13 protein-coding genes are annotated in these 15,944 nt (G+C 62.4%); all 13 read left to right on the forward strand.

The annotated features are described in order from the left end of the window. Positions 1 to 12 precede the first annotated feature (12 nt). The 13 genes from ACS5PK_RS03955 (at position 13) to hisH (ending at position 15,937) form a co-directional block, all read left to right on the forward strand. Positions 13 to 2,322 carry an SLBB domain-containing protein gene (locus tag ACS5PK_RS03955; RefSeq protein ID WP_439438948.1) on the forward strand — a complete coding sequence of 770 codons (2,310 nt, stop codon included), beginning with the start codon at positions 13 to 15 and terminating at the stop codon, positions 2,320 to 2,322. A 5-nt stretch (positions 2,323 to 2,327) separates the two neighbouring features. Further along, entirely contained in the window at positions 2,328 to 3,440 is a 1,113-nt protein-coding gene (locus tag ACS5PK_RS03960) for a hypothetical protein (protein ID WP_439438949.1), read from the forward strand. A 78-nt stretch (positions 3,441 to 3,518) separates the two neighbouring features. Next, positions 3,519 to 4,343, forward strand: coding sequence for an aldolase/citrate lyase family protein (locus ACS5PK_RS03965; RefSeq protein WP_439438950.1), 825 nt, complete (start codon positions 3,519 to 3,521; stop codon positions 4,341 to 4,343). 2 nt (positions 4,344 to 4,345) lie between these two features. Next, positions 4,346 to 5,902 carry a lipid II flippase MurJ gene (locus ACS5PK_RS03970; protein ID WP_439438951.1) on the forward strand — a complete coding sequence of 519 codons (1,557 nt, stop codon included), beginning with the start codon at positions 4,346 to 4,348 and terminating at the stop codon, positions 5,900 to 5,902. Next, positions 5,886 to 6,440, forward strand: coding sequence for a sugar transferase (locus tag ACS5PK_RS03975; protein ID WP_439438952.1), 555 nt, complete (start codon positions 5,886 to 5,888; stop codon positions 6,438 to 6,440). Before ACS5PK_RS03970 ends, ACS5PK_RS03975 begins: the two co-directional genes overlap by 17 nt. 1 nt (position 6,441) lies before the next feature. Further along, entirely contained in the window at positions 6,442 to 8,226 is a 1,785-nt protein-coding gene (gene asnB / locus ACS5PK_RS03980; protein WP_439438953.1) for an asparagine synthase (glutamine-hydrolyzing), read from the forward strand. Continuing rightward, positions 8,223 to 9,257 carry an acyltransferase family protein gene (locus ACS5PK_RS03985; protein WP_439438954.1) on the forward strand — a complete coding sequence of 345 codons (1,035 nt, stop codon included), beginning with the start codon at positions 8,223 to 8,225 and terminating at the stop codon, positions 9,255 to 9,257. The genes asnB and ACS5PK_RS03985 overlap by 4 nt, the downstream gene beginning before the upstream one ends. A gap of 42 nt (positions 9,258 to 9,299) precedes the next feature. After that, positions 9,300 to 10,361 (forward strand): hypothetical protein, encoded by a 1,062-nt coding sequence (locus tag ACS5PK_RS03990; protein WP_439438955.1) that lies wholly within the window; start codon positions 9,300 to 9,302, stop codon positions 10,359 to 10,361. Positions 10,362 to 10,375: 14 nt separating this feature from the next. Continuing rightward, positions 10,376 to 11,899 carry a hypothetical protein gene (locus ACS5PK_RS03995; protein ID WP_439438956.1) on the forward strand — a complete coding sequence of 508 codons (1,524 nt, stop codon included), beginning with the start codon at positions 10,376 to 10,378 and terminating at the stop codon, positions 11,897 to 11,899. Beyond that, a complete protein-coding gene (locus ACS5PK_RS04000) occupies positions 11,883 to 13,154 on the forward strand; it encodes a UDP-glycosyltransferase (RefSeq protein ID WP_439438957.1) in 1,272 nt (423 codons plus the stop codon). Before ACS5PK_RS03995 ends, ACS5PK_RS04000 begins: the two co-directional genes overlap by 17 nt. Before the next feature lie 32 nt (positions 13,155 to 13,186). Then, positions 13,187 to 14,512 (forward strand): N-acetyl sugar amidotransferase, encoded by a 1,326-nt coding sequence (locus tag ACS5PK_RS04005; protein WP_439438958.1) that lies wholly within the window; start codon positions 13,187 to 13,189, stop codon positions 14,510 to 14,512. 3 nt (positions 14,513 to 14,515) lie between these two features. Further along, a complete protein-coding gene (gene hisF / locus ACS5PK_RS04010; protein WP_439438959.1) occupies positions 14,516 to 15,277 on the forward strand; it encodes an imidazole glycerol phosphate synthase subunit HisF in 762 nt (253 codons plus the stop codon). 3 nt (positions 15,278 to 15,280) lie between these two features. Continuing rightward, complete coding sequence (gene hisH, locus ACS5PK_RS04015) at positions 15,281 to 15,937, forward strand: imidazole glycerol phosphate synthase subunit HisH (protein WP_439438960.1); 657 nt, start codon at positions 15,281 to 15,283, stop codon at positions 15,935 to 15,937. The last annotated feature ends 7 nt before the right edge of the window (positions 15,938 to 15,944 follow it).

Consider the following 15,944-nt stretch of genomic DNA (forward strand, 5'->3'; position numbering starts at 1 on the left):
GTTGCGTCGTGTGTGGCGCTGTCTATTACGCTGGCATTTGGCACGACTGCCTTTGCCCAGCAGGCACCAACGCCGGCTCCCGTGGTGCCGGGTGCGACGAGCGCTGGCCTGGATCGCAGCGGCAATACCTTGCTGCAGCTGAAGGAGGCGCCCGACGCCGAGCTCAATGCCGTCAAGCGCAGGCCCCCGACGGAGACGTCCTCGCAAGAGCTGGCCTTCCAGGATTTCGTTTACCGCAACTACGGCCGGTGGCTCCCTGTCTATGGCCTCGATTCCTTCTCTTTCGAGGACCAGGGCTTTGACAGCCCCGTGAGCACCATGCCGACCGAGCTCTATGAGCTGGGGCCGGGCGATGAAGTGCGCGTCAAGCTCACTGGCCCGGTCGAGCTTGATGCCACGCTGGTGGTCGACAACACCGGCTTCATCAGCCTGCCCAAAGTCGGGTCGGTGGCGGTGGCCGGCGTGCGCCGCAATGATCTGCAGGCGGCCATCCACAAGGCCGTGGCGCGCTACTACACCGGATTCAACCTGCATGTCGCCACTGGCAAGCTGCGGAACATCTCCGTGCTGGTGGTGGGCCAGGCCATGCGTCCAGGGGCCTACCGCATGCCCGCCACGAGCAGCCTGCTCAACGGCGTATACGCTGCCGCAGGTGCGGCACCGACCGGATCCCTGCGGGCGATTCGCCTGATGCGCCAGGGCAAGCTGGTGGCGCAGCTTGATTTCTACGAACTGATCGGCAAGGGCAGCAGCGAGGGTGATGTGCAGCTGCGCAATGGCGACGTCATCCACATTCCGCCGGCGGGGGGGCGTGTGGCGCTGCTCGGGTCGACCAATGTGCAGGGCATCTTTGAGCTGTCGCCCTCCGGCACGACGCTGAGCGGCCTGCTGCAACTGGCCGGCGGTGCCTCGGCCTCATCACGGATCGAACGGGTGACGGTGGATCGCATTGATCGCCAGCGGCCCGAGGCGCCTCGCCAGGTGCTGATCGTCGACCTCTCCAAGGCCGGCGCCGACTTCAAGCTGGAAGACGGTGACGTTGTCAGCCTGCAGGAGATGGGGCAGCGTTTTGCCAATATGGTCGTGGTGCGCGGCAGCGTCTACCAACCCTTGCGACGCCCCTGGACGCCGGGCATGCGCGTGACGACCATCGTGCCCAATCGCTCGGCCCTGTATTCGCCCACTGTCGCCCGGGCCCGCAACGAGTTGGCCATGGGGGAGACTGGCGGCTCGCGCAAGCGCATCGGTCAGCTGACGCAGCAGGCGCTGGGAACGTCGGGCACGGGCGGCGCCAATGCCGCGCAGCGCCACTTTGGTGTGCAGGACGACAGCCAGGAGCTGTCTGGCGAGAAGCTGGAATCGCATGTCTCGGCGGAAAGCATCAACTGGACACTGGCTTCGGTCGAGCGCCTCAATGCGGTGACTGGGCAGGTTGAGCTCATCAACTTCAATCTCGGGCGTGCGCTTGCCAACCCTCTGGGGGCTGATGATCCGGAGCTGCAGCCGGGGGATCATGTCGTGATCTACAGCGACAGAAGTCTGGCTCTGCCTGAGGAACTGCGCACGCGCTACGTGAAGATTGAGGGTGAAGTCGGCCAGGCTGGCGTGTATCAACTGGCGGCACGGGAGACCCTCAAGGACGTCCTGCAGCGCGCTGGTGGCTTGACCACGCGGGCCTATCTCTACGGGCTCAAGCTGACGCGCAGCAGCCAGGTGACCGTGCAGAAGCAGCAGTTGCGCAAGGCGGCTCAGTTGCTGGAGGACATGGTGTCCCAGCAGTCGGCGGCCCTGCTCAGCTCCAGCGGCGGCGCCGAGCAACGTGCCCTGAACGAAAGCCTGGCGCAGGAGATCCGACGCCGGGCAGACCAACTGCGCCGCCAGGTGCCTGACGGCCGCGTTGCCCTTGAAATTCCGGTCGATGCCAAGCTGGCCCAGCTGCCGGATCTGCCCCTGGAAGACGGCGACACCGTGCACGTGCCTGCCATGCCTTCCGAGGTGTCTGTCTATGGCGCCGTCAGCAATCCCCTGACCGCCGTCTATGACAGCCGGCGCGATCTGCACAGCTATGTGCGTGCCGCTCAACCCAAGCGCACGGCGGACCTGGGTGAGTTGTTCGTCATTCGTGCCAATGGCATGGCCGAGCATGTCTCCAGCGGCATGTTCAGCTCCGGCACGGCGAAGGCCTATCCGGGCGACACGGTGTTCGTGCCCGAGGAACCCGTGCGACTGAGCCTCACCTCCGCATGGATGACCGGCCTGAAGGACTGGTCGCAGGTGCTGGTGCAGATGCTGATCGGGGCCAAGGTCGCCAAGGACCTTTGAGCATCGTGAAGCGATTGATTCACTCCCTGGCCAGCCTTGTGATGGTGCTGGTCGGGGGGATATCGTTTGCAGAACCGCATAATGGCTCAAGCAGTCAAGACGCGCGCTTCCCGCAGCGATACTCCTACTTCAGCCCCACCAATGGGACGGTCAATCGGGACAATACAAAGTTCGAACCTCAACTGTTCACGGCTCGGGGCCGGCCGTTGAGTGATGACTTTCTTGTGCTGACTTCGTTCAGCCGTACTTTGGCGCGGATATCTCCAGAAGGGCGTCCTCGGTGGTTGCTCGACCTGAAGGGCGGCGGCGGGGCCTACGGACTCTCGATGGCAAACGGCTACGCCATCGTCTGCTTTGACAGCGATCTGCTGTTCATCGAGCCACAGAGTGGCCGCGTGGCTGCCAGGATTCGAATTCTTCCGCCTGGCAGTGAGGCTGCCCTGAACATGGTGCGTGTTCAAGGTCGACGGATTGTGATTGCCGACTCCCATCCCACGCCCAATGCCCAGATATTGATCGGCCAGCTGGACTTCACGGCAGATGGGCGGCCGAAGGTGTCGATCATCGACCGGATTCAGACGGAAATGGCGGCACCGCGTGATGCACTTTTCCTCGCGCCTGATTTGCTTGCAGTGGCAGACACCTTCGGAAACTCGGTGGCGTTCTATTGGCGGACGGGTGCCGGCTGGCGCATTGGAAAAAGGCTGGTTGAGTACTACCCCAACATGCTGGATTGGCGCGATGGGAGGCTGACAGTGCTGTCCGAGCACGCGAATCGCCTCATCAACTGGGACCTTGACCGGAACAGGGGCCAGGTGCTCTTGTCTTGTCCGGCCCCTCTGTTCAGTGACTGGCGAACTCGCCCGCAGCAGATTCAAGTCGAAGAGCCCCGCACTCGCTCGAATGAGTCACCCCCTAGGCAGATCTGCTCCGCCGACATCGCCGGCGATCAGACCCTCTACGCCCCTAACGGCTTCTTCGATGAAGGCAATGGCCGCATCTGGGTAGCCGACGCCGACAACCATCGCGTGGCGCTCTTCGTTGACGGGCAGTTCTGGGGGGCGATCACTGGCATCAACCACCCGGTCCGGGTGATTCCGTTCAGTCAGTTGCATTGAGTGGCTGCTATGGCAGAGGCCCAATCAAAACGCAAGGGAGAGGTGGCTCAGCCACCCGGAACAACAGCTATGAAGTTCATGATGATCACCGACAGCCCGGATATCGCCCGGTTCGCTGTTGAAGGCGGTGTGGACCGCATCTTCGTCGACCTGGAAATGCTGGGGAAGCAGGAGCGCCAGGGGCATCTCAACACCGTCATCAGCCGGCATGAGCTGGCCGACGTCCAGCGGCTGCGTCCGGTGGTGCCGGCGGGCCGGCTGCTGGTCCGCATCAATCCCATCCATGCGGGTAGCCAGCAGGAGATCGACCAGGTGGTGGAAGCCGGGGCAGACATCCTGATGCTGCCCATGTTCCGCACGCCTGCCGAGGTTGCCGCGTTCACCACCGCTGTGGGCGGGCGCGCGCGCTGCTGCCTGTTGGTGGAGACGCTGGGTGCTTCCATGCATCTTCAGGATTGCGTGCGCGTGCCGGGGGTGGACGAGGTGCACATCGGCCTGAATGACCTCCACCTGGAGCTGGGCCTGGACTTCATGTTCGAGCCGCTGGCCAACGGCATGGTGGACGAGCTGTGCGACGTGCTGCGCGCCGCGGGCCTGCCCTTCGGCATTGGTGGTGTGGCGCGCGTCGGCGAGGGCCTGCTGCCTGCGGAGGCGATCCTCTCCGAGCATGCGCGGCTGGGCTCGACCGGCGCTATCCTGTCGCGCACCTTTCACCGCCAGGCGAGCTCCGTGGCCGAGATTCAGGCGCAGATGGACTTCCCCGCTGAGGTCGCCAAGCTGCGCGCCGCCTATGCTGGGCATCTTCAGGCTGGCCCCGAAGAATTGCAGCAGGGGCGGGAAGCCGTGCAGCAGGGTGTGCGTGCCGTGGTCGCTGCCGTGCGCGCCCGAAAGGCCGGGGCCTAGCCATGTCGGTCCTGCAGCGTGGTCTGCTGCGTTCCGGTCTGGTGCTGAGTCTTGCCTTGATGGCGGGCCGCCTGGCCGGCTTCGCTCGTGAACTGCTGCTCGCCTCGGTCTTCGGCCTGTCCACGCAGGCGGACGTCGCCATCGTCCTGCTGACCTTGCCCGATCTGCTGGTCAACCTGCTGCTGGCCGGTGGCTTGGGCGTGGCCCTGGTGCCGGCACTCCGAGGGGCAGACGGCGTTCGCCATGCCCAGCTGTTTGCGCAGGCTTCGCTGGCCGTCACCGCCGTGTTCGGCGCGCTGGCATTGGCCTTCGTCGGCTGGCCGGCGCTGTGGCTAGGTCTGCTGGCGCCGGGCGTGTCCCTGGATGGTCTTTCCTCGGCGACCAGGCTGTGGGCTGCCATCGCCGTTGCCCTGCCGCTGACGGCCCTGTCGGGCGTCAGCAGTGCTGCCTTGAATGCGCAGGACCGCTTCTTCGTGGCCGGTTGTGGCACGCTGGTCTTCAATCTATGTGTGATCGCCGCCCTGGGACTGGGCCTGACACGGGGCTATGAGACGGCCACGACCCTGCTGATCCTGGGGCTGGGCATCGCCCTGGGGGCCATGCTGCGATGGCTGAGCCAGTTGGCGGCGCTGCGTGCGCAGCTGGGGCATTCGCTCGCGGGCCTATGGAGGCGAAGCCTGCTGGACCGCACACTGCTGCGCAGCTTTGGCGCCGGGCTGGCCTCGGCCTCTCTTCTTGTGCTGGTGCCGGTGCTAATCCGTGCCTGTGCATCGTGGCTTGGGGCTGGCCAACTGGCAGCCTTCAACTATGCAATCAAGCTGGTGGAGCTGCCCCTAGGCATCCTTATCACCACCTTGGCCACGGTGGCCTATCCACGCCTGAGCGAGGCCTACCTTCAGGGCAACCGGGCGGGCTTCGACGGCTTGCTGGGCGACAGCCTGCGGCGCAGCCTAGTGCTGTCCCTGGCTGTTGTGCTGTGTGGTTGGCAGTTCGGCGATGCTCTGGTGGCCCTGCTGCTGGGCCATGGCCGGCTGGGGCCGCAGGAGCAGGCTCATGTGCTGGGCTTGATGCGGCTTGCGCTGCTGGGCGTGCCCTGGGTAGGGGTGTCCGGCCTGCTGGCCGCCGCGCTGAATGCCCAGCAGCAAGCGGGCGCCGTGCTGCGCTGCACGGCCCTGGCCCTGCTGGCGCTCCCGCTGCTCTGCCTGCCTGGCCTGCTGTTGCGCTCGGCCCAGGCCCTGATGTGGGCCTTACCGCTGGTGCAACTGCTGCTGGTCTTGCTGCTAACCCGAGCCCTGGGTGTCCCCTGGATGGGGGGGGTGTCCCGCTTCGCTTCTAAAATCTCGGCGCCCTTGCTGGCCGTCTCCCTGCCGTGTGCGGTGGGCCTCTGGGCGGATGGCTGGCTGATCTCCGTCCTCGGGGACTGGCCGGCGATGACCCAGGCGCTGCTCCGGATCGCACTGGCTGGCAGCGTCTTTGGCGTGGCCATCGCGGCTGGCCTGCGCGCGCTGCATTGGATGCCCACGGCCTCGAAAGAACAGAACAATGAAACGACTGCTTGATGTGGGCGCCTCCCTGGTGGCGCTACTGTTGCTCTCACCGCTGCTGCTCGGTGTGGCGCTGGCCGTATTTGCCGGCGACTTCGGCCCTGTGCTCTTCCGGCAGCGCCGAGTGGGCCGGGACGGACGCGAGTTCTCAATCTACAAGTTCCGTAGCATGGTGCTCAATGCCGAGCGCCTGGGGAGCTTCTCTACGGCCGACGGCGATCCCCGCATCACCCGGGTGGGCCGATTCATCCGCCGGACCAGCCTGGACGAGCTGCCGCAGCTTTTCAATGTGCTGCTGGGGGATATGAGCCTTGTCGGACCGCGCCCTGATGTGCCTGCCCAGCGCGGGCTGTACACCGATGAGGAATGGCAGGCGCGCCACCGCGTACGGCCGGGCATCACTGGCCTGGCGCAGGCCACCCTGCGCTCGGAGGCGACCGTCGAGCAGCGAAAACAGATGGACCTGCGATACGCACGCGAGGCGTCTCTTGCGCTGGACATGCAGATCATTGCGATGACGTTCAAACAAGTTTTTGGAAAAGGCGGTAACTGAGGTGTGCGGCATTTTTGGCTACTTTCATCGGGATGGGCACTCCATGCCCGCCGACGCGCTGCGCGCCATGGGCGAGTCCATCCGTCATCGTGGGCCGGATGACCAGGGCATCTTCAGCGCGCCTGGCGTCGGCCTGGGCAACCAGCGTCTCTCCATCATCGACCTGGCTGGCGGACACCAACCCTTCCTGTCGGATGACGGCCGCATCGTGGTGGTGCAGAACGGCGAGATCTTCAACCACGTGGAGCTGGCCCAGGAGCTGGCCCGCTCCGGCCACCCCTGCCGCACGCATTCGGACACCGAGGTACTGCTGCGACTCTACGAGCGCGAGGGCATCGGCTTCATCCACAAGCTCAATGGCATGTTCGCCATTGCCATCTACGACGCCCGCGAGCAGGCGATGTACCTGGTGCGGGACCGCATCGGCGTCAAGCCGCTGTACCTCCATGACGATGGCCAGCAGCTGACCTTTGGCTCCGAGATCAAGGCCGTGCTCAAGGCGGGCATGCCCACGCCGGGCATGGACGAGGAAGCCCTGCACCACTTCCTCAGCTTCAACTATGTGCCCGCGCCTTTCACCCTCTATCAGGGTGTGCGGCACCTGATGCCTGGCCATCTGCTAAAGATCGATGCCGCCGGCACGCAGGTGCGCCGCTGGTGGAACCTGGCCGAGGTGGCCCCCGAGCATGGTCGCTCCGAGGGCGACTGGATCGAGGAATTCAATGCCGTGCTGGACGACGCCGTGCGTCTGCGCCTGCGCAGCGACGTGCCTTTCGGCGCCTTTCTCTCTGGCGGCGTCGATTCCAGCACCATCGTGGGCCTGATGGCGCGCCACATGGCCGAGCCGGTGAAGACCTTCTGTATCGGCTTTGACGATCCGCGCTACGACGAATCCGCCTTCGCTCAGGAAGCGGCAGATCGCTTCGGCACCCAGCATGTGATGGAGAAAGTGGATCCAGACATGCTGGACCTCTGGCCCATGGCCACCTACCACTGCGACCAGCCGCATGGCGACGTGTCCTTCCTGCCCACCTACCGCGTGTCGGCTCTCGCGGCCCGCCATGTGAAGGTGGTGCTGACCGGTGATGGCGGTGATGAGCTGTTTGCGGGCTACGACAAGTACAAGGACTTCTTCGCCCAGCCCGAGGCCGGCTCCTGGAGCGACGACGAGTTCCAGCGCCGCTACTTCGACAGCATCTCCCTGTTCACCCACCGCGGCAAGCAGGCCCTGTACGAGCCGGCCCTGGCCCGCCGCCTGGACGCAGTGAATTCCTTCGACGTGGCCCGGCCCTATTTCCAGGAGGTCGCCCACCAGGACCGAATCAACCAGGCCCTGTACCTGGACATGCAGCTCCTGCTGTCCGGCAACAACCTGGTGAAGCCGGACCGCATGGGCATGGCAGTCTCGCTGGAAGCCCGCACGCCCTTCCTGGACTACCGGATGATGGAACTGGCCTTCCGCATGCCGGGGTCGCTCAAGCTCAAGGACGGGGTCACCAAGTACCTGTACAAGAAGGCCGTGGCGCCGCTGATCGGCGAGAATCTGGCTTACCGCCGCAAGCAGATGTTCACGGTGCCGGTGGGCGAGTGGTTCAGGACCAGCAAGGCTGACTATGTGCACAGCCATTGCCGCGCCAAAGTGGGCGAGAGCCCTGTCTTTGACCCGTCGGCGCTGCAGCGCATGGCCAGTGCCCATGTCGCCGGACAGGAGAACCGCACTCGAGAGCTGCGAGCCGTGATTGCCTTGTCGCATTGGGCCTGCGCGGAAAAGGAATCTGCCCCATGAATGGCGAGATTCGTGGCAGTCGCCTTCACTCCCTGGATATACTCCGAGGGCTCTGCGCCCTCGGAGTATGTGTTTATCACTACTGCCGCTGGTCAGATGTAAGCATTGGCGAGCAGTTGCAGGGGGTCCTGGGGCTGATTGGCACTTATGGTGTTTCGATATTCTTTGTCCTGAGTGGATATAGCCTTGCCTTCGCCTATGAGCGCAAGTTCTCCGCTGGGATTGACAGAGACTCGCTCCTGGCATATCTGCGCAGGCGAATTGGACGCTTGGCGCCCCTGTTCATCCTCACGGTGCTGGCGTCCATTCTAGGAAAGCTGGCGGTCGGTCGCCCCATCCCCTTGCCTCATGATGTTGTCCTGAATCTGACGCTTCTATTCGGCTTTGTGGATCCTGCCAACACGCCTGTCATTGGTGGCTGGAGTATCGGGGTCGAGGTTGTCCTTTATTTGCTATTCCCAGTTGCACTTGGACTCGGATCCTGGATTTGGGCGCTGTTCTTAGCTTCTGCCCTTATTGCGGTTTCGTATGCTCTGGCCCTGTCCCCGTTCCCGTCTCTGGCGGATGGGTGGCGTACCTATGTGCAGCCTGCGAATCATGCGGTGTTCTTTCTTGGCGGCATTCTCATCTACCGCTTGAGCCGCCAGGGTGCAAGGCTGGGAAATATGACGGCGCTGCTTCTGCTTGTTTGCAGCGGAATTGTGCTCGTGTTTGCCAGCCTCGGCGCATCGGAGCTGTCATTGGTGACCGGTTGGCGGCGCTTGATCCTGACGGCCTTCTCCCTGGGCTTGGTCGCGGCCTGGGCGCAGCTGGATATACCCGATGCAGCAGCAACCGTGGCCTCGCTGATGGGCGGGGCAAGTTACCCCATCTATCTGCTACACCCGCTCATCTATTTTGCCGTCAAAGGCCGCATGGATTCGGCCGCCGCGATCGGCGTGACGGCGGCTATGGTGGCGGGTTTGGCAATTCTGGTGGACATGTATGGCGAGCGGCCGATGCAACGGCGACTGAAGGCAGTGGGTTGGTAGAAAAGAAGATTCGTTGATCGTCCCAGAACAAGTAACCATTTGGTGAATCAATTGAATTCAGGCAGACCCCAGCACAAACGGGTGCCACAGCGAGGCGTGCCACGGCGTGTGGCGCTGGGCCTTGCCGTGTCTCTGATGCTTGGGGTGCTCTTCTATCGGGGGTTCCTGCCACTGGCTGATGCTGCAGAGGACGGCTTTCAGGCCCAGATACTCAATGTCGCTCTATTGCTCGCTGATGGCACCTTTCTGGAAGCTTCCACGAAGGAGCCATTGATTTGGGTCCATCTGACTCGTCTGATAAGCGCCTCTCCCTTCTGGCTGGCGGAAACGGCAGTGGGTACGGTTGGGTCCTTGGCGCTGGTCATGCTCCTGCTGGTGCCGCTCATTCGCTACCCGGACGAAAATGGTATATCGCCCCTGATTTACTTTCCTTTTTTCCTGCCGCTGGTGCTGAGCGGAAGAAGCGTATTGGTCGCAGCTGGGGTCGGATATCTTCTGATTTTCTTGCTCAGGCCTTCAGCGCCCTCGTGGACGCTCTGGCTGGGTACACTGTTTGTGAATTTGAGTTCGGCATCCGTGATGGCGTCAATTCTTCTGATCATATTCTTGGGAAATGAGAAGAAGATGTCTCGTGGCCAACGGAGGCAGAAAACCTTTGCCTTGCTGATACTGCTTCTCTCCTTTGCTGCGTCCATTCTTGACAAGATGGACGGCTTTGCGCGGGCAGATGTCGGCTATGCGGCGCATGCGTTCTCGACGGACAATGTCTTGCTGATGGTGCTGAGTAGAAGCACATTGATTGTGAGCTTTTTCGAGGGCCATCATCTGCGGGCATTTGCATATCTGGGTATTGCCAGCATATTCATGGTCAAGCTGTTCTCGCAGCTGAGCAAGAGCAACTCTCGGACGGGGCTTCGCCTGATGCTGTGCTGCCTGCCGGGGATTTTCATGGAGGGGTCTGGGGTGTGGGCACTCTTCTTTCCTCTCCTGTGGCTGGTCGCTGGATGGAGGCGCGACCTGGAAACTCGTACCTCAAAGTCGAGATCCAAAAATCGAAGCATCGGTTTGCAGGCGAATCAGCCCATGCAGACCGGCAACACCTAATACTTGGGGTTTTTATGACTACACAGAATTCTCTAGCCAAGGCGTTCGATGCACGGAAGAGCTTCTTTGCGCACCGGGCCTCTGCTGTATTTCCATTGCGTATTCGGACGCAAAGCGACTTGCAGATCGTTTTTCTGAATTACTGGAAGCTCAAGGCGGAAATACCGGAGGTTGCTGTCAACCTGCGCGTGTATGACACGTCCGGGCGTCTGGTTGGGCGGCAGACCCTTGAGAAGGTCGAGTTGCACAACGAAGTCTCGATCCGGGATGAAGTCCTCGCGGCCAATGGCGTGGAGGCGCCTTTTGACGGCATGGTCGAAGTCGAGGTCGTTTCCCTGAAGAACCTGGCGTTCCCGTTTCCGGCAATTCTCGGCGTGTATCAGTCGGCAGGGTACTGCAGTGCCGTCCATGCTGCCGGCCGCGTCAAGAACGCAGACGAATTGAAGCGCCCTCTGAAATCGCAGGAAACGAACTGGACCTGCCGGTTCGAGCGCAATGCCGACGGCTATGCGGTCGTGCCGTTCTTCCATTATTTCGTCGGGGCGGCGCCTCTGGATCAGGACGAAACCATTGAGGTCAGCCTGCGCAGCCCAAGCGGGCAGGTGATCGCGGCCACTTCGGTGCCCGTCGGTTCAATGGCACCGTTCTCTTCCCGAATCTTTTATGCCGACGAGTTGTTTGCGCTTGACGAGGTGCCGGAGGAGGGCTGTTTCCTCTCCGTAGCCTTGACGGCAAGAGATATTTTCCCGCGCCTCGTGGTCGGGAATTTCCACCGCAGCATCGAATTTCTTGAGGTCGGCCATTCATTCCCGATCTCCGAATTTGCAGATTACTGTCCCGTGCCAGGAGCGGATAAGCCAGCCGGTAGTTCCTCGTCGTTTCTGGCGGCGCAAACCGCCGAGGGCCTGGAGCTGGACGTCAAGGTGTTTCCCACGAACTGTGAAGGAAATGCCAGGGCTGCCCTGAGCAGCAAGAAATTCAACGAGGCCCGGTTGACATCACTGGATCAGCATTTCGAGTTTTCTTCGGCGCTTGGGTCCAGGGGGCTGACGTTTTCGCTGGAATCGGACGAGGAGTTCCGCGTCCTGCATCTGACGGGTGACTCCGTGCCGTCAAGGCTCAATGCATCCTATCGCTACAGCGTTCGAAATGCACCGCGCCGGTTCGCCACGGATATTGCGACGGGCGCCAAGTCGATCGTGTATCCAGCCAAGTGGCGTCATTGGGGTCACGGTTGCGTTGGCGGTGGCTATGACACGGTCATTCTCCTTCGCAACAACTCCCATGCTCCCGAGGAGACCCATTCGAATGCGGGTGAGATTCGCATACTCGGGCGTGAAATCGACCGGTCCGTGGCCGTCCAGGTTGAAAGCGAGTCTTGCACTTGCTTGAAGCTTTCCGAACTGCTGGATTTGGATCCGGAGGCCGGCACCCCGCGCATGCTTTCCTGGCTGATGGGGCTCTCGCAGCCGGTCGGGGAAACCTTTTGGATCGCCTATCGTCCAGATGGCGCCATCTTTGGTGAGCACGGCTTTTAAGAACATTGACACTGGAAGCGCACCATTGTCAAAAATACTATTTGTTTCCTATGGCGGCGGGCACGTTGCCATGCTGGCGCCTGTGGCCAAAGCAATGCTGGACGCGGGGCAGCCGGTAGTGTTTCTGGCGCTGACGACGGCTGCCGTTCATTTGGCGCGGCTGAACATTCCCTTCATCGGCTACCGCCAGCTGCCAGGCGCAGACGATGAGGATGTGCAGGCCTATGGGCATCAGCTGGCCCAGTCACTGCCGGCGGGTGGCCCCGTGGCCATGGAAGAAACGGTGGCCTATCTGGGGCTGAATTACCGCGAACTTGTTCGGGCCCATGGTCAAGAACAGGCGGCATCGCTTTACGCATCCAAAGGGCGGCAAGCATTTCTGCCGGTGAACCTGTTTGAGTCATGGCTGGCTGAATTGCGGCCTGCCGCGGTGATTGCCACGAATTCACCGCGCAGCGAGCAGGCGGCGCTTCTCGCTGCTGCGCGCCTGGGTATTCCATCGGTTTGCGCCGTGGATATCTTTGGTCTGCAGGAAGTGCAATGGATTGGACAGCCCGGCTACGGACAGCGGGTTTGTGTGCTGAATGAGCAGGTGCGGAGGATGTTCCTGAGTCATGGGCGACGTGAAGATGAGGTCGTCGTCACCGGGAATCCTGCGTTCCAGCGTCTGCAAACTGACCAGGCGCGTTGCGCCGGCTTGGCCTTGCGTGCCGAGCGTGCCTGGGGCGACGATGAGCGGGTCATTCTCTGGGCTTCTCAGATTGAGCCTGAGAAACATCCGTTCGCTGAACGATGGGGCGATCCCACGCTGCCCCGCCGGACCGAAGCCGAACTGCGGCATTTCGTTGCGAGCCATCCAGGATTCCGGTTGGTGATTCGTTATCACCCCAGCGAGCGGGTGGAATTTTCAACCGGGCAGGACCGTGTTGACTTCAGTCCTTCTTCAGAGGACCTGGCGGCACTGCTGCATGCCGTCGACATGGTGGTTGTTACTGCTTCGACGGTGGGCCTGGAGGCCTATCTGGCTGGCCGCCCCGTAATTTCTGTAGATGCTTCGGTCTTCACGCCGGATGCTCCCTATAGCAGTATGGGGATTTCCGTCGGGGTTCAGGCGCCGGAAGACCTGGAAGCTGCCCTGCTGGAGATCGCACCCGAGGTGCGTGAGCACGCCGGTGCTGAAGAAGTGCATGAGGAAATGGCCGACATCGGCCCGACCCAGAAGATGGTCAGGATCATCGAGTCGATCCTGGTCTGAATGTTTTATTGCTGATTTCAAGGAGTGTGAGAATGGAAAGAATTGCAGCGCCGCAGGAGATCGATAAGTCCAAGTATCTTGGCTCCGTCTTGGCGACCGAAACGAAATATGGTCTGCCGTCCGAGGTGGCTTTCTGCAAGCGGTGTGTGATATCGAACCAGCGTCCCAATTCCGCGGTTGAGTATTCGCATACCAAAGAGTCCAAAAAGAAGACGATTCACTTTGACGCGGAAGGCATCTGCGACGCCTGCCGCTTCGCCGAGAAGAAGCAGGGCGTCATTGACTGGGACGAGCGCGAGCGCCAATTGCGCGATCTGCTGGATCGTCACCGCAGCAAGGACGGCAGCTACGACTGCATCGTGCCGGGCTCCGGGGGCAAGGACAGCTTCTATGCGTCGCACATCCTGCGCCACAAGTACGGCATGCATCCGCTGACGGTGACCTGGGCGCCGCACATCTACACCGAGTGGGGTTGGCGCAATTTCCAGCGCTGGATTCACGCAGGCCATGACAACTACCTCATGACCCCGAATGGACGCGCCCATCGCCTGCTGACGCGTCTGGCCGTGGACAACCTCTTCCATCCTTTCCAGGCCTTCATGTTCGGGCAGAAGGCCTTGGCGCCGAAGATGTCCCTGCTCTTCAACATCCCGCTGGTCATCTACGGTGAAAACGAGGCCGAGTACGGCAACCCGATCGGCGACACTGAGTCCGCCAAGCGCGACTGGTCCTACTTCACCGCCGAGGACCAATCCAAGGTGAGCCTGGGGGGCGTGGCCGTCACGGACCTGAAGAAGCACTTCGGTCTGGAGCAGCATGACCTGACCCCCTATCTGCCGGCGAATCCCAATGAGATTGAGGAAAAGAAGACCGAGGTGCATTACCTGGGCTACTACCTCAAGTGGCACCCTCAGGCCTGCTACTACTACTCGGTGGAGCACGGCGGGTTCGAGGCGTCGCCTGAGCGCACGCCCGGCACCTACAGCAAGTACAACAGCATCGACGACCGCATCGACGATTTCCACTACTACACGACCGGCGTCAAGTTTGGCCTGGGCCGTGCCACCTATGACGCAGCCCAGGAAATCCGCTCGGGAGACATCCTTCGCGATGAAGGCGTCGCGCTGGTCAGGCGCTATGACCATGAGTTCCCCGAGCGCTTCGCCGAGGAAATTTTCAAGTACCTGAGCATCCCCGCGAACGAGTTCCCCGAGGCCAGCAAGATGTTCGAGCAGCCCATCATGACGCGCGAGTACTTCACGCGCCTGGCGGACTCTTTCCGTTCGCCCCACCTGTGGAAGTGGGAGGACGAGCAGTGGAAGCTGCGTCATGCCGTGTGGCATCCGGACACAAAGTAAGTCATGAGCAACCTCCGCATCATTCCGCGCCTCGACATCAAGGGGCCGAACCTCATCAAGGGTGTTCGGCTCGAAGGGCTGCGTGTCATCGGTGATCCCCAGGAGCACGCCGTTCGCTACTACGAAGAGGGTGCTGACGAGCTCATCTACATGGACATCGTGGCGAGCCTGTACGGTCGCAACAACCTGAGCGACATCGTCAAGAAGGCGGCCCGCGACGTGTTCGTGCCCATCACGGTGGGGGGCGGTATCCGATCGGTCGATGACGCTCGCGACATTCTCCGCTCAGGCGCCGACAAGGTGGCGATCAATACCGCTGCGGTGGCCCGTCCGGAGCTGGTCCGCGAAGTGGCGCGCCGCTTTGGTTCGCAGGCCATGGTGCTGTCCATCGAAGCCAAGCAGATCGCGCCTGGCAAGTGGGAGGCCTATTCCGACAATGGCCGCGAGCGGACGGGCCTGGACGTGCTGGCCTGGGTGACTCAGGGCGTCGAGCTCGGGGCCGGCGAAGTGCTGGTCACTTCGGTGGACCGCGAGGGCACGCGGCAGGGGTTTGACCTGGAGCTGGTGCGCGCGATCAGTGCCGCGGTTCCGGTGCCCGTCATCGCCAGCGGTGGCATGGGGTCCGTGCAGCATTTCGTTCAGGCGGCTCAGGAGGGCCTGGCCGACGCGATTGCCATGGCGGACGTGCTTCACTACAAGCGCCTCACACTGGGAGAGATTCGCACCGCTGCTCAGGGTGCTGGCCTCCCCGTTCGAAAGTTCTGATCCATGAGCCAGAGTTCAAATGCCAAAGTCACGATCCTTGACTACGGGATGTGCAATCTTTTCAACGTGGTGCGTGCCTTCGAGCATTGCGGCGCAGATGTGCAGGTGACCGAAGACCCTCGGCAGGCGCTGTCCGCCGAGCGTCTGGTGGTGCCCGGCGTCGGGGCCTTCAAAGACAGCATTCGCGAAGTCACCGAACGTGGCTTCGGGGACGCCATCAAGGACTTTGTGGGGACGCAGCGTCCGCTGTTTGGCATCTGTGTGGGCATGCAGATCCTCTTCGATGCCAGCGAAGAGTTTGGCGAACACGCCGGCCTGGGTATCCTGCCGGGGCGCGTCAAAGCGATTCCTGCGCTCACCGTCGACGGGGCCGCACAGCGGGTGCCGCACATCGGGTGGAACCACCTGCAGGCGCCGGTGGGGCGCTCGTGGCAAGGCAGCCTGCTCGCGCCCTTTGACGGGCAGTCTCCAGCGGTGTACTTCGTGCACTCCTTCGCAGCTGCACCGGAGCGCGACGAGGATCGGCTGGCTGACTGCCATTACGGCGGGCACCGGATCTGCGCCGCCGTGCAGCGCGGCAATGTGATGGCCACGCAGTTCCATCCGGAGCGCAGCGGCGATGGCGGGCTGAACATCGTTCGGCAGTTCCTCCGCATGTGATGGAGCG

This window comes from Roseateles sp. DB2, assembly GCF_051857535.1.
Taxonomy (GTDB): Bacteria; Pseudomonadota; Gammaproteobacteria; order Burkholderiales; family Burkholderiaceae_C; genus Roseateles_B.

What these genes read in the sequence shown, in the direction of transcription:
- ACS5PK_RS03995 (WP_439438956.1), top strand. Translation starts at nt 10,376, where the DNA reads ATGACTACACAGAATTCTCTAGCCAAGGCGTTCGATGCACGGAAGAGC.
- ACS5PK_RS03970 (WP_439438951.1), top strand. Translation starts at nt 4,346, where the DNA reads ATGTCGGTCCTGCAGCGTGGTCTGCTGCGTTCCGGTCTGGTGCTGAGT.
- ACS5PK_RS03965 (WP_439438950.1), top strand. Translation starts at nt 3,519, where the DNA reads ATGATGATCACCGACAGCCCGGATATCGCCCGGTTCGCTGTTGAAGGC.
- hisH (WP_439438960.1), top strand. Translation starts at nt 15,281, where the DNA reads ATGAGCCAGAGTTCAAATGCCAAAGTCACGATCCTTGACTACGGGATG.
- ACS5PK_RS04005 (WP_439438958.1), top strand. Translation starts at nt 13,187, where the DNA reads ATGGAAAGAATTGCAGCGCCGCAGGAGATCGATAAGTCCAAGTATCTT.
- ACS5PK_RS03975 (WP_439438952.1), top strand. Translation starts at nt 5,886, where the DNA reads ATGAAACGACTGCTTGATGTGGGCGCCTCCCTGGTGGCGCTACTGTTG.
- hisF (WP_439438959.1), top strand. Translation starts at nt 14,516, where the DNA reads ATGAGCAACCTCCGCATCATTCCGCGCCTCGACATCAAGGGGCCGAAC.
- ACS5PK_RS03985 (WP_439438954.1), top strand. Translation starts at nt 8,223, where the DNA reads ATGAATGGCGAGATTCGTGGCAGTCGCCTTCACTCCCTGGATATACTC.